Source organism: Mucilaginibacter sp. FW306-07-L (assembly GCF_058782065.1).
On record NZ_JBYSXI010000001.1, the window covers coordinates 2,045,217 to 2,059,234 of the forward strand.

At 42.3% G+C, this 14,018-nt stretch carries 14 protein-coding genes; 6 read left to right on the plus strand and 8 right to left on the minus strand.

Going from position 1 to position 14,018, the window contains the following annotated elements; genetic code table 11:
* Nucleotides 1–201 precede the first annotated feature (201 nt).
* Nucleotides 202–414, plus strand: a complete 213-nt coding sequence (locus AC3WJC_RS08990; protein WP_492398746.1) for a hypothetical protein — start codon at nucleotides 202–204, stop codon at nucleotides 412–414.
* Between the two features lie 55 nt (nucleotides 415–469).
* Here AC3WJC_RS08990 and AC3WJC_RS08995 read toward each other — a convergent pair whose 3' ends face one another.
* Nucleotides 470–1,021: a tetratricopeptide repeat protein gene (locus AC3WJC_RS08995; RefSeq protein WP_492398747.1), complete on the minus strand. Its 552-nt coding sequence runs from the start codon at nucleotides 1,019–1,021 to the stop codon at nucleotides 470–472.
* 75 nt (nucleotides 1,022–1,096) lie between these two features.
* Between AC3WJC_RS08995 and ung the strand changes: the two genes are divergently transcribed.
* Nucleotides 1,097–1,774 carry a uracil-DNA glycosylase gene (ung, locus tag AC3WJC_RS09000; RefSeq protein WP_492398748.1) on the plus strand — a complete coding sequence of 226 codons (678 nt, stop codon included), beginning with the start codon at nucleotides 1,097–1,099 and terminating at the stop codon, nucleotides 1,772–1,774.
* A gap of 198 nt (nucleotides 1,775–1,972) precedes the next feature.
* Here ung and AC3WJC_RS09005 read toward each other — a convergent pair whose 3' ends face one another.
* The 5 genes from AC3WJC_RS09005 to AC3WJC_RS09025 form a co-directional block, all read right to left on the minus strand.
* Complete coding sequence (locus AC3WJC_RS09005) at nucleotides 1,973–2,968, minus strand: efflux RND transporter permease subunit (protein WP_492398993.1); 996 nt, start codon at nucleotides 2,966–2,968, stop codon at nucleotides 1,973–1,975.
* Between the two features lie 8 nt (nucleotides 2,969–2,976).
* Nucleotides 2,977–5,436 carry an efflux RND transporter permease subunit gene (locus tag AC3WJC_RS09010; protein ID WP_492398749.1) on the minus strand — a complete coding sequence of 820 codons (2,460 nt, stop codon included), beginning with the start codon at nucleotides 5,434–5,436 and terminating at the stop codon, nucleotides 2,977–2,979.
* A gap of 24 nt (nucleotides 5,437–5,460) precedes the next feature.
* A complete protein-coding gene (locus AC3WJC_RS09015; RefSeq protein ID WP_492398750.1) occupies nucleotides 5,461–6,450 on the minus strand; it encodes an efflux RND transporter periplasmic adaptor subunit in 990 nt (329 codons plus the stop codon).
* 150 nt (nucleotides 6,451–6,600) lie between these two features.
* Entirely contained in the window at nucleotides 6,601–7,953 is a 1,353-nt protein-coding gene (locus AC3WJC_RS09020) for a TolC family protein (protein ID WP_492398751.1), read from the minus strand.
* An 82-nt stretch (nucleotides 7,954–8,035) separates the two neighbouring features.
* Nucleotides 8,036–8,650 carry a TetR/AcrR family transcriptional regulator gene (locus AC3WJC_RS09025; protein WP_492398752.1) on the minus strand — a complete coding sequence of 205 codons (615 nt, stop codon included), beginning with the start codon at nucleotides 8,648–8,650 and terminating at the stop codon, nucleotides 8,036–8,038.
* Nucleotides 8,651–8,805: 155 nt separating this feature from the next.
* On the opposite strand from AC3WJC_RS09025, the gene purB reads away from it, so the two are divergent.
* The 4 genes from purB to AC3WJC_RS09045 all read left to right on the plus strand — a co-directional run bounded on the left by purB (nucleotide 8,806) and on the right by AC3WJC_RS09045 (nucleotide 11,889).
* A complete protein-coding gene (purB, locus tag AC3WJC_RS09030) occupies nucleotides 8,806–10,149 on the plus strand; it encodes an adenylosuccinate lyase (RefSeq protein ID WP_492398753.1) in 1,344 nt (447 codons plus the stop codon).
* Nucleotides 10,150–10,152: 3 nt separating this feature from the next.
* Entirely contained in the window at nucleotides 10,153–10,599 is a 447-nt protein-coding gene (locus AC3WJC_RS09035; RefSeq protein WP_492398754.1) for a hypothetical protein, read from the plus strand.
* A gap of 69 nt (nucleotides 10,600–10,668) precedes the next feature.
* Complete coding sequence (locus tag AC3WJC_RS09040) at nucleotides 10,669–11,217, plus strand: NifU family protein (RefSeq protein ID WP_492398755.1); 549 nt, start codon at nucleotides 10,669–10,671, stop codon at nucleotides 11,215–11,217.
* A 168-nt stretch (nucleotides 11,218–11,385) separates the two neighbouring features.
* Nucleotides 11,386–11,889 carry a DUF4251 domain-containing protein gene (locus AC3WJC_RS09045; protein ID WP_492398756.1) on the plus strand — a complete coding sequence of 168 codons (504 nt, stop codon included), beginning with the start codon at nucleotides 11,386–11,388 and terminating at the stop codon, nucleotides 11,887–11,889.
* Here the strand turns inward: AC3WJC_RS09045 and eutC are convergent, their stop codons facing one another.
* A complete protein-coding gene (gene eutC / locus AC3WJC_RS09050; protein WP_492398757.1) occupies nucleotides 11,890–12,645 on the minus strand; it encodes an ethanolamine ammonia-lyase subunit EutC in 756 nt (251 codons plus the stop codon).
* Entirely contained in the window at nucleotides 12,642–14,018 is a 1,377-nt protein-coding gene (locus AC3WJC_RS09055; RefSeq protein WP_492398758.1) for an ethanolamine ammonia-lyase subunit EutB, read from the minus strand. Before AC3WJC_RS09055 ends, eutC begins: the two co-directional genes overlap by 4 nt.

Genomic DNA, 14,018 nt, shown 5'->3' on the forward strand with positions numbered 1-14,018 from the left:
GAATTTGGGAGTTGACAGAATTAAGCTAAATACATAACTTTAATAACTCTGGGGATGGCAAATCTTTAACAACATTTGCCGTCCTTTTTCATTTTGCACCTTCGTTGATAACATTTCTTTAACGAAATGTTAAAATTCACAAAACTTTCGTATCAAAACACTTGTTTAGCTTTATGGTTAATATAGCAAATACGAAAGACTATGACTGGTTCAATCCTTGAGATAACGGAAAACGAATACCTGATCAAATTAAACAAGAACACATTTGACTTGTCGCTGATCAGGAATATTTTAAAAATGGTTGAGGTTTCAAACCCGACGGAAGATGATTTCAGGTTTCCTGAAAGAAGATATACACCTGTTCAGGGTAATTCATCTGAGCCGGGCTACTTCAGCACTATTGACGAAAAATAAAAGCGATACAATTTAACTTGTATCGCTTTCTTTGCTTTAATTCAATAATATCTTTTTAGAACTGGCGGTAGCCACCACGTACCACCTGTTGCTTGTCCATTTGCGCCATCTGCGCTTTCATCATCTTTATCTGATCGGCAAGTAATTTATTCTTATCTTCTTTTGAAGCTTCCTGCAAATACATTTGCGCTTCGCGCTTGTTGCGTTTAGCCATGGCTATACCCGCAAGGCTAAGTTTAGCTAACGCGATGTTATGCGACATGCCCATACCTAATGTCAGCGCCTTTTTAAAGAATTTTTCAGACTTCATCGGTGCTTTGCGCGACTCGATCAACCCAACCAGCAGGTTATAGTAACCATGTTGTTTACGGTACAACTGCGTTTCGTAATTTGTGATCTTATTCAGCCATTCTTCGGCCTTTTCGGTATTTTCTTTGCGCAAAAAGTATTGCGCTATAATCATGTTCTCGTTAAAAAAGAAGGTTGCCAGCACAATGCCGCCAAACAAAAACAAGGGTATACCCCAACCCCAAAAGCCAAATGCGCACAGTGTTATACCTGCACCCATTATTACACACGCTATAACTAAGCGAACAATATTTGACATAATTTGTAATATAACAATTTGAAGCGCAAATATCCGTTTATTTGCACTCTTAATCAACATCTGCAAACAATATTTATGGCGATAGATTTAGAGCCTTCGTGGCTGAATGTTTTGGGCGATGAGTTCCAAAAAGACTACATGGTAAAACTGCGAGAATTTTTGAAATCAGAAAAAGAGAACGGGCAAACTGTATACCCTAAAAACAGCGACATATTCAACGCGTTCAATAAAACACCTTTTGATAAACTGAAGGTAGTCATCCTTGGTCAGGACCCTTATCATGGCGTTAATCAGGCACATGGCCTGTCGTTCTCCGTGCAAAAAGGTATAAATCCTCCCCCATCATTAAAAAATATTTATAAGGAATTGGTGACGGACATTCTCAGTTTTAATATACCATCGCATGGCGAGCTCACTGAATGGGCAGAGCAAGGGGTAATGATGCTTAACGCTACGCTAACCGTACGCGCGGGCAACCCCGGCTCGCATCAAAAAAAGGGTTGGGAGATTTTTACTGATACGGTGATCAAAACCATATCCGACCAAAAAGAAGGCATTGTGTTTTTACTATGGGGTAAGTTTGCACAGGCAAAAGCCGAACTGATTGATGCAGGGAAACATCACATCCTGAAAGCCGCTCACCCCTCCCCCTACTCTGCCGACAGCGGATTTTTCGGCTGCAAGCATTTCTCAAAAACCAATGATATCCTTACAAAAGAAGGGAAAAAGCCAATTGACTGGCAGATACGTTAGTGGTTAGTGGTTAGTGGTCAGTGGTCAGTGGTCAGTGGTCAGTGGTCAGTGGTCAGTGGTCAGTGGTCAGTGGTCAGTGGTCAGTGTAAACTATAATTAACCGATTCTGTTTTATGATATTTGTTAGTATTTAGATTCTATTTTTTTAGAGTTTAATAATAAACAGAGAGGCCCGCAAGTAGCGGGCCCCTCTGTTTATTAGCTAATTTTTGTTTCTAAAACATGTGGTTCGGTAGGTACGTCTTCATCATGTTTTTTACCAGCAAGCCTGTCCTTGATACGGGTGCGTATCAGGTATAAGCACGGTACCAGTATCAGTGTAATAATGGTCGCGAAAGCCAACCCGAAGATCATTGTCCATGATAATGGCCCCCAGAAAGCAACGTTATCGCCACCAAAGTGAATGTGTGGTTCAAATGAGGTGAACAAGCCCACAAAATCAATATTAAAACCAACCGCCAACGGAATCAAACCTAATATGGCAGCAGTAGCGGTCAGGATAACCGGGGTCATCCGGGTGCGGCCTGCCTCAACCACGGCATCGTGCAGGCTCATCCCTTGCTCAAGCAGTAAGTCGGTAAACTCAACCAGTAAAATACCATTACGTACCACCACACCGGCAAGAGCTATGATGCCTACCCCGGTCATTACGATAGTAATAGTCATGCCGAAGATACTTACACCTAACAGCACACCTATAATACTGAATAAGATCTCGCTGATAATAATAAAGGTTTTACCTATGGAATTAAACTGCATCATCAAAATAACCAGTATCAGCATAAAGGAAATACCAAGCGCGGTTACCAGGAATGTAGCTGCTTCAATCTGATCTTCCTGACCGCCACCCTGACGGATAACCACGCCTTCAGGCAATTTGTAATTGCTGATAGCCTGCAAAATCTGCTGGTTAACCTCGTTAGCATTAAAGCCTTTTATAACGTTTGAGCCAAGGGTGATTACCCGGCGCTGTTGCTTGTGCTTAATGTTACTGTATGTGTTTTTATATTCAATATCAGTAAAAGCCGATATAGGTACCTGGCGTATAGCACCACCGGTAGCAAAATCACGATAGGTGATCTTTAAGTTGCGTATAGCGTCAATATCATGGCGCTGCTCCTCTTTGGCTTGTACGTTTATCTCGTAGTTATCCTCCGTGGTGTTTCTGAAATCGGCAGCTTTTGCACCATAAATTGTGGCACCTAAGCCTGCGTTATTTGCGTTGTATTGATACCCTCACGGTTAGCACGCTCACGGTTTACGGCAAATACAATTTGCGGTTTATTATCCTGCACATCCGGCATCAACTCCTCAATACCCCCTATATTTTGCTTAACAATATAGTTTTTTAGCCGGCCGGCTGCTTTGGCCAAAGTATCTAGGTCATCGCCCACCATTTCAATACTGATATCTTTTTGGGTTGGCGGGCCGCCATTCTCCTGCGCTACAGATATCTGCGCGCCGGGTATCACGCCATTTACCGATTCACGTATTTTTTTAAGTACGATCTTGGTATCCGCGCCATCACGTTCACCAAACTCAACAAAGGCCACGGTAATTTTTCCTTTATTAGGATAATCACCCTGATCTTCATCCTGTGGGTCGGTTACGCTTACGGTAACGTTAGATATGATGGATGAAACGATATGCTTGTATGGCTCCACCGTTGCCGCAACCTTTTGTTCCAGCTTTTGCGTAACCTCGTTGGTATAGGCCTGATCTGTACCAGTTGGCATGGTAACATACACATATACAAAGTTAGGATCGGCCTGCGGGAAAAACTCCACCTTTGGCGACCTGACCACCATAAAAGCGATACTAAAAAAGAAAAGGACAATTACGCCAAGCAATATCTGCCACGGCCTGCGTACCGCCTTTTCTATCATCCGGCCATACCAGTTTTGAAACTTGGGCCATGCTTTATTTTGGAAACTATCAATCCATTTAACAAACACAAAGTGATTAAGCAGGTATAATATTGTAAAAAATATCATGAAATTGCCCAAACCAAATAGATTCATACCCATTGGTTTTATCCCGGCAAAAGACGTAATGTAACAAAATGCAGCTATGCCAAGCATTATAAAGGTTACACGCTTAGTCTGCTTATCAAACTTGGGATTATCGTGCTCACCCTCAATATGCGGTTTCATAAAATCAACCGCGAATACGGGGTTAATGATATAAGCTACCAGCAACGATGCCAGTAAAGTGATAATAAGCGTGATGGGTAGAAAGAACATAAAGTGCCCGATCAAACTGTTCCAAAACGCTAACGGTACAAAGGGGGCCAGCGTGGTCATGGTACCTGAAAATACCGGGAGGAATACTTCGCCTGCGGCAATTTTAGCGGCTTTTTTTATAGGTACCTTACCGTTATCAAAAATACGGTGCGTATTTTCAATCACCACAATGGCATCATCTACCACAATACCCAACGCCAACAGGAACGAGAACAGCACGATCATGTTGAGCGTAAAGCCTATGGCCGGCATAATTAAAAAGGCTATAAAGCAGGATAACGGCACCGATAACGCCACAAATATGGCATTGGTAGTGCCCATAAAAAACATCAGGATAAGCGTTACCAGCACAAAACCGATGATGATGGTGTTCACCAGGTCATTAATGGTAACACGGGTTTTATCGCTCTGATCGCCTGTTACGGTAATATCCAATCCTTTGGGGAACTCATTTTTCTTTTTTAGTTCGATGAGTTGATTGATCTTGTCTGATGCCTCAATAAGATTCTCGCCTGATCGTTTGCTTATGTTAAGCGTAATTACATTCTTAAAGTTCTTTTGATCGTTGGTTTTTAAGCGTGCGTAGCTTTCCTGCTCGGCAAAGCCATCTTTAATTTCGGCAATGTCGCGCAGGTAAACCGCCCTGCCATTGGGGTTACGGATAATCATGGCGGCTACCTCTTCGGCATTCTTAAAATCCTGCCTGATATCAACACTGCGGCGCACGCCATCCATTTTGATGGTACCGGCAGATGCGATCACGTTTTCGCCGCCTACCGCGGTAATTATATCATTATAACCGATCTGGGCCGCCGTCATTTTATTAATGTCGACGTTGATCTCAATCTCGGGCTTTAAAGCACCAACCATTTCTACTTTGGAGATCTCCTTATAGCTCTCGATCTCATCCTTCAGGTTATCAGCATATTCCTTCAGTTTTTTCAGATCGTAATTGCCTGAAAGGTTAATGTAAAGTATAGGCAAATCGGCAACGTTGATGTCTGATATTGACGATTCCTTCAGGTTATCATCATTCTGCGGCAGATCGGGTTTAGCCTTGTCAACCGCTTCCTTAACATCCTGCTTGGCGTTACGGATATTGATATTGGCATTAAACTCCGCCGTAATTACCGATACGTTGGGTAAGGAGTTAGAAGTTACCTTTTTTAAGCCTTTAAGCGATTTTAATTGCTTTTCAATCTGCCGGGTAACCAGCAGCTCAATGTTCTCCGGCGATTGGCCAAGGTACTGCGTGGTAACAAATACCTTTGACTGGGCAATATCCGGAAAATTCTCTTTAGGCAGCGTAACGTAGCTTACCAAACCCAATAAGGTAATGATAAATACCAGCACATACACCGCCGTTTTATTATCTATGGCCCAACTGGAGGGCGCAAATTCCTTTTCATTATCTTTCATAACAAACCGGTTTAGTGTTTTATATTAGTTTACGCCCTGTAATACTTTAACCTTGTCGCCATCTTCAATATCAGCGGCACCTTCAACCACTACTTTATCACCGGCGTTGAGGCCCGAAACTATCTCGGCCCTGCCGCCTGATACCGCGCCTTGTTTAATGGTTTTTTGCTTTGCAACGCCGTTAACGTTTACAAAAACGTAGTCGCCGCTTTCTGATTTCTGAATAGCTTTGATAGGAATAGCCAGCGCATTGGCTTTGTTATAATCTGATATTTTGAGCACGGCCGTCATGTTCGGGCGAAGGCTTTTGGTATTGGGCAGTTTGATCTCTATCGGGAAACTGCGTGAAGTCGGGTCAATAGCTTTGGCGGCAAAGGTTACCTTGGTGGTCAGTGAATCCTTTACATCCGGAAAAACGATCTTTACTTTATTGCCGGTGCTTACACTCGCCGAATAGGATTCCGGTACGTTTGCCTTAACCTTCAATATGTCATCATTAACGATCTGTATACCGCTGCCCTGCTGACCCGGTGATATGGCCTGGCCCAGTTTCAGGTCCATCTGATCAATTGACCCGCTGATGGGTGATTTGATACGGTATTGATCTGCCTGGCGTTTAAGCGCCGCCAGCGCTTTTTCATTGGCTTGCAAAGTGGTTTGCGATTGTAAAAACTGCACCTCGGTACCTACTTTTTGATCCCACAGGTTTTTTTGACGCTGGTACAAGGTACGCGAAAGCTGTACCTGTGCTTCAGACTGGGCTATTTGCTGTTGAAGCACGGTATTATCTAACTGTACAAGTACCTGCCCTTTGCTTACATGCTGGCCCGGTTTTGCATAAATAGCGGTAATGGTACCCGGCGCCTGCGAAAAAGCGGTAACATTTTCCTGGGCATCAATACGGCCCTGTATCTCTACGTAATTATTGAACTGGCCAGGCTGTACATCAAATACCGTTACATCCATCGTTTTGGTTGAATCGGTACCGCCTACTTCTGCCTGTAATTTGGCCACTTTCTGGTTAATTTCAGCCTGTTGTTTTTTTTAAGTCGGCCAGTTCGGCTTTCTTATCCTTTTTGCCACCGCATGAGGCCAGAAACATCAGCGCGGCTATATATATGAGGTTTTTCATTTGTTATAATTATGTGATTGTATGTTTATGATTTAGTTTAAACGTCCGTAGGCTTTATCCAGGTCGACTTTGCTCACCAATACATTATAAAGCGCTTGTATGTATTGATTGTCGGCACTTTCAAGCTCGTTTTGCGCTTGTGAAACCTCAATACTTGATCCCACACCCTGCTGGTACTTAATTTTTGTTACTCTCAACACTTCTTGTGCAAGCTCACGGTTGCTGTTTTGATTATTAAGGGATTTTAAACTATTTATGTAAGTTACATTGGCTGCATTAGCTTGTAGCATTAATGCATTTTTTAAGTTATGCAGATCATTTTGTGATTTGATAACATTAATTTTAGATTGCCTTAATTGATTGTTACGTTGCCCGCCATTGAATATGGGCACATTTAAAGTTAAACCTATAAAGCTAAAGGGATAATTATTATTGAACAATCTGCTTAGATTATTCTCATAAAACGAAGTTGATAAATTGCCGAAAGCTGATAAAGACGGCAGGAAGCGCGCTTTCTTTTCTTTCACATCAAATTCATTCAGCTTTTTATTGGTTTCAAGCAAACTGTATTCTATCCGGTTTCGGTAAAAGGCAGTGTCTTTAATGGCCTCAGGTTGGTCGCTAAACTTAACGCTTGCTAATTGGTCTGTAAGTGTCAATTCATCATCAACCGGCATACCCATTTGAAATTTGAGCATCTGGTTATAAATAACTATTCCTCTTACTACATTCTCACGATTAGTGATCAAATTGTTGTATTGTACAGCTAAACGATCCACATCTATCTTCTCCACAAAACCTTGCTTGTTTTGCTGTGTAGTTTCATCAAGTTGCTGTTTCAGTTGTTTGATGTTGGCATCGTACAGTTTAACCTGTTCGTTGCTAACCAGTACCTGATAGTAAGCTTTGGTAACATTAACGTTAGTTTCGATCTTAGTACGCGTGTAGCTTTTTTGTGATAACTCTTTAAAGGTTTTTGCAGATTTCAAGCCAACAAGAAAAGTTCCGTCAAATAGTAATTGAGTAGCTTGTAAGGTAAGCGTTGTGCTATATTTTACTGCAAACCTTAAAGGAACCAATTCGCCTGGCCTACCAAAAAAATCACCCGGTGCTACTTGTGCAGGCACTTTAAAGTAATCCTGAAACTGAGCTGACCCATTGACCTGCGGCAAGCCAATGCCAATAGTTTCCTTAACCTTGTACTCCGCGCTTTTTACATCAAGGGCGGCATTCTTTACCGAATCCTGGTGCTCATAAGCGTAGTTGATACAATCGGCCAGGCTAAAGTTGTGTACCGTACCCTCCGGCGGCGATTGTTGCGCATACCCGTTAAACCACCACAGGCAGCTTAACAAGCCAATTAAAAATTTCCCCCTTTTGTTCATGTATGTGTGATTGTTGTAATTGCTATTTTATGTTTGGTTTACAAATAACCGGGCCTTGGTTGACAGCCCTATGTCAGCAGGTTTATTGCGGCGTTACATTTTTACAATATTCTTCCAGCAGTTTATAGCCCTCGAGCGTACACACCCCAAAATTAAAATGTTCTAAAAACTGGTATTGCACCTTCCAGCTATTAAATTCAGCTACCGGGAATAGGCGTGTATCAAAACCCATTTCTACCTGTGCAACCCGCATACGGGCTATAATGCGCACATCCACCTCAGGGCGTATGTAACCCTGTTCTTTCCCCTTTGTAAGCAACTGCTCAAGTTTTTCAACCAAAAACTCTCCCTTAAAACTCCTGAATAACTCCCAGCCTTCGGGATGGTATTTTTGCAGGTCATGTATCGCCACCGGGTTTACCTTTGATAATATGTCTCCCGAGCATTTCATCATATCCAGCATCTGCTGTATAACGTTGCCTCCGCCTCGTATTATATTGTCGATATCATTAATATCCTCTTCTAATCTTTTACGTACCAGCTTAATAACCAGTTCGTTTTTATCTTTATAAAACTGGTAGATGGTTTTTTTTGACATGCCGAGATGCCTGGCAATATCATCCATTGTTACGCTTTTAATACCTGAATGCAAAAAAAGGTCTTCAGCTCCTTTTAATATCCTGTCTGCCTGCTCCATAACTATCCACAAAACTATGGAAACATTTTTTGATTATATAGTTTCCAATAGTAGTCTGAATGTCATATAGTTTAGTATTTGTTTGATCTGCATGGGTTCAGAACTTATAAAAACTCAGCTTTCAAAAATGTATCTTTGCCAAAAAATAAAATAATATGCAGCTAAACGCTTTATCAGCTATATCACCTGTTGACGGCAGGTACCGAAATACAACCTCCGGCCTTGCCGCCTATTTTTCTGAATATGCTTTAATAAAATACAGGGTATATGTTGAGATAGCGTACTTTATAACTTTGTGTGAACACCCGCTGCCGCAGTTAGCCGGTTTTGATAAATCATTATTTGTTAAGCTGCATGATATTTATGAGAATTTTACTGAAGCGGATGCCGAAAGCATCAAGCAGATAGAAAAAACCACTAACCACGATGTTAAAGCGGTTGAATATTTCATCAAGCAAAAATTTGATGAGTTGGGGATTGAAGAATATAAGGAATTTATCCACTTCGGGCTTACCTCGCAGGATATTAATAACACCGCTATACCCTACTCCTTTAAACTGGCACTTAACGAGAGCTACTACCCGGCTATAACTGAACTGGTCAATACCCTTAAAGCTTACGCCACCGAATGGCAAAACATCCCCATGCTGGCACATACACACGGGCAGCCTGCATCGCCAAGCCGTTTGGGTAAGGAGATCAGCGTATTTATAGAGCGCATTGAAAAACAGTTGCACCAGTTACAACAAGTACCATTTTCGGCCAAATTTGGCGGTGCTACCGGTAACTTTAACGCCCATCATATCGCTTACCCTGCTATCGACTGGAAAGCCTTTGGTAACCATTTTGTCGACAACGTTTTAGGCCTCAGCCGGTCGCAATACACTACGCAGATTGAGCATTACGACAATTTCGCGGCCCAGTGTGACGCGCTGAAACGTATCAACAACATCCTGATCGATCTTGACCGTGATATGTGGACTTATATATCCATGAATTACTTTAAACAAAAGATCAAAGCGGGTGAGGTTGGTTCATCAGCCATGCCGCATAAGGTAAACCCAATTGACTTTGAAAACTCGGAAGGTAATCTGGGTATAGCTAACGCCTTGTTTGAGCACCTGGCCGCTAAGCTGCCGATATCCCGCCTGCAACGCGACCTTACCGATAGTACTGTACTGCGTAACATTGGCGTACCGGTGGCGCATACGCTGATCGCTGTTAAATCAACCATTAAAGGGTTAAATAAATTGCTGCTTAATGAGGCCGCTATTAACGCGCATTTAGAATCCAACTGGGCGGTAGTTGCCGAGGCTATACAAACTATTTTACGCCGCGAAGCTTACCCTAACCCATACGAAGCATTAAAAGAACTGACCCGCACCAATACCCATGTAAATGCCGAAACCATAGCTGCTTTTGTTGATACATTGGATGTGAGCGATAGCGTAAAGGAAGAACTTAAACAGATAACACCATCGAATTATACAGGTATATAATTTATGATAAATATTGATAAAGCACTAACCAGCCGGATATTGTATTGGGTAAGTATAGCGCTTTATTTGTTATCGTTAATACCTCCTGCTTACTGTACTGAGAAAGGATGTTATGACCCAGGTGTAAATATATTTTTAGTTTTGTTAGGTGTTTTTACTGTTGCGAGTCCCGGTGGATTTCCGTGGTTAGCTAACGTATTCTATTTTATATTATTGGGAACCAAAAGTAAAAAACAATTCTCCTTCGTACTGTCAACTCTTGCATTAGCGCTTTCATTGAGTTTTTTATCGGTCAAATCAGTTTTAGCCGATGAGGGCGGGTCACTTACTAAAATTACAGCATATAAAGCAGGTTATTGGTTATGGCTTAGCAGCATGATTGTTGCATTTATAGCAAGCACTTACAATTACATAGTTATAAAATCAAAGTCATTAAGCGGTCATAACTAAATTGGATTGCTCATTTAACAAAAAAGCTGTTTAAATTTGTTATAAATACAAATAACAATCCCGAAAGAAATGAATATCAACGTATATACCGAATCTACGCCAAACCCGGCAACTATGAAGTTCATTGTGAACAAGTTGCTGATAAACGGCAGTGTTGATTACGCCACCAAGGAGAGCGCGGAAAGCTCGACCTTTGCTAAAGAGTTATACAAATTTTCGTTTGTTAACGGCGTATTTTTTGCCAGCAACTTTGTTACTGTTACTAAAACCGAAGGCACCGACTGGGCTGATATTGAGCCTATACTTAAAGAGTTTGTAAAAGGCGCGGTTGAATCAGAGCTTACCGTTAAGGCTGAAGAGCATGTAGAAGTTGATTTTGAAGGTACAGATACCGAGATCAAAATACAGCAGATACTGAATGATTATGTTCGTCCGGCTGTGGAGCAGGACGGCGGCGCTATTACTTATAAATCATTTGATGAAGGTATAGTTACTGTTGAACTGCGTGGTTCATGCAGCGGATGCCCGTCATCAACCGTAACGCTTAAAGCCGGTATTGAAAACCTGCTTAAACGCATGGTACCGGGAGTAACCGAGGTGGTATCAGAAGCATATTAATTGCAGTTACCAAATGGTTTAAGCTATTCAGTTCTTATAAAATAAGCATAACAGCCTTTCATAATTGGAAGGCTGTTTGTTTTTCCATGCCTTTTTAATTTAATTAAAATAACAGCAACTTATGGTTAAACCATTTGTTAATCAGGCAGTCTGACATTTATAAAGCCTATGAAAAACCTCATTAAAATATTATTTATAGCCATTTTAGGATTGGTTGTAAATTCCGCCACCTTTGCGCAAAATGCCAAAGCCGATAAAAAAGCCAAACAGGAGAAAGCGGTTAAAGGTAAAATTGATTCATCGAAATATACTTTTGTAGCTCAATGGATGAATCCATTTGGTGGTCAACAGGTGTATCTTACCCCTGCCAATACTTATGATATCAAGATACGTAAAGACTCCGTGATCGCTTATCTGCCTTATTTTGGCCGTGTGTATATGAACGCGCCCATAGCCGGTGAAGATGGCGGCATCAAATTTACTTCTACCCAATTTGATTATAAGATCACCTCTAAAAAAGACCGCTGGCAGGTGATCATCAATTTTAAGGATACCCGTAAGGCGCGCCGTTTAACAATGGATGTTTTTAAAAATGGTTCGGCCACAGCCAGTATAATCAGTGATAGCCGCGATCCGATCTACTTCCAGGGCAATATCGATATCAAGATATAATTACGGGAAATACTTTTCATCGGCATCATCTTTTAACTGTACTCCTGATAACTGCCTGCGGATTGATTGCTGTATCAGATAGAAAATTTTTTCGGCTGCCAAATGAGCCTGCAAGCCTTGCGGACGGATATTTGATACGCAATTACGGCTTTCATCCGTCAAGCCGGGTTTTGGCAAATAGGTAATATAAGCCCCCATACTATCAGCAGCACTCAAACCGGGACGTTCGCCAATGAGTACCAGGGATAATTTGGCGTTGAGCATTGATCCCACATCATCACCTATAGCTACCCTGCCCTGCTCCATCAAACATAACGGCGCAAGGCTGAATTTAGCCAATGCAAAAGCCGGTATCAATATATCAAGCAAAGGAGTCGTATTCTGATTAATAGCCGTAGCTGAAAGTCCGTCAGCAATAATAATAGTGATATCATAATTGCTTCTATAAGGTTCAAGTAGACCGTAAGCCTCTTCATCCATCCTTCTTCCTAAATCTGGCCGTTGCAGGTATTGTTCGCGGTAAGCTGCTTTACTTTTCAGGCTGATTATGGGCAGTTGATGTTTGCTGAGTTCAGCATACAACTTTTCAGTATCAAGCTTTGAATAAACAGCATCACGTGCGTGGGCATGTGCCAGCTTAAACTCCAGCGCATTTTGTACAGGAATGCTATTACCGGTACGGCCTATGGCTATACGTGCCGAAGTATATTCCTTTAGCTTATCCCACAGGTTACGTTTGCTTAGCTCATCGCTCATAAACTGGCTGCTTTAAGTAAACGGTTACGGCCATCAGATATCAGCATACCTTCATCGTCAATAATATCATTTCTTAACAGCCATTGCTCAAATTCAGGCGCGTGCCTTAAACCAAGCATTTTACGGATGTACAATGCATCATGAAACGAGGTAGATTGATAATTGAGCATAATATCATCTGAGCCGGGTATACCCATAATAAAATTACAGCCTGCTACGCCAAGCAAGGTAAGCAGGTTATCCATATCATCCTGGTCGGCCTCGGCATGGTTGGTATAACACACATCAACACCCATAGGCAGCCCCAGCAACTTTCCGCAAAAATGATCCTCGAGTGCCGCACGGATGATCTGCTTGCCATCATACAGATATTCGGGACCAATAAAACCGACCACCGTATTTACCAGCAGCGGATTAAATTTTCGGGCTATAGCATAAGCCCTTGCTTCGCAGGTTTGCTGGTCGGCACCGTGGTGCGCGTTGGCCGATAGCGCGCTGCCCTGCCCTGTTTCAAAATACATTACGTTTTGGCCAACTGTACCCCTGTTTAATGCAAGGGCTGCCTGGTAAGCCTCTTCGATCATGCCGATACTGGTGCCAAAACTTTTGTTGGTAAGTTCGGTACCACCAATAGATTGAAAACACAGATCAACCGGCGCACCACTTTCCATTAAACTTAGGGTTGTAGTGATATGGTTAAGCACGCAGGTTTGTATGGGGATATCAAAACGCTGCCTTAATTCATCCATCAAACTGAGCAGGTTGGCACTTACGGCCGGGCTGTCTGTAGCCGGGTTAATGCCAATTACCGCATCGCCGCTGCCATATAACAAACCATCAATAATACTTACCGCGATACCCTTTGCATCATCAGTAGGATGATTGGGTTGTAAGCGGGTTGAAAAATGCCCCTTTAAACCAATAGTATTGCGAAAGCGCGTAACCACCTCGCATTTGCTTGCCGCGGCTATCAAATCCTGGTTACGCATCAGCTTTGACACAGCGGCGGCCATTTCGGGCGTAATGCCTTTGCTGATATTTTGCAAAGTAAGGCAGTCTGTTGCATCACTCAATAACCAATCGCGAAAGCCGCCTACAGTAAGATGGCTGATCGATCTAAAAGCTACGGCATCATGGCTGTCAATAATCAGCCGGGTTACATCATCCGTTTCATACGGGATAACAGCCTCATTCAAAAAATTACTGAGGGGAGCATCACTTAAAGCAATTTGCGCGGCAACACGCTCTTCATAGGTTTCGGCGGCTACACCGGCCAGTACATCGCCGCTACGGTATGGCGATGCCTTGGCCAATAGCTGTTTAAGGCTATCAAACCGGTAAACATTGTTTTTTATAGTATACCGGTAGCTCAT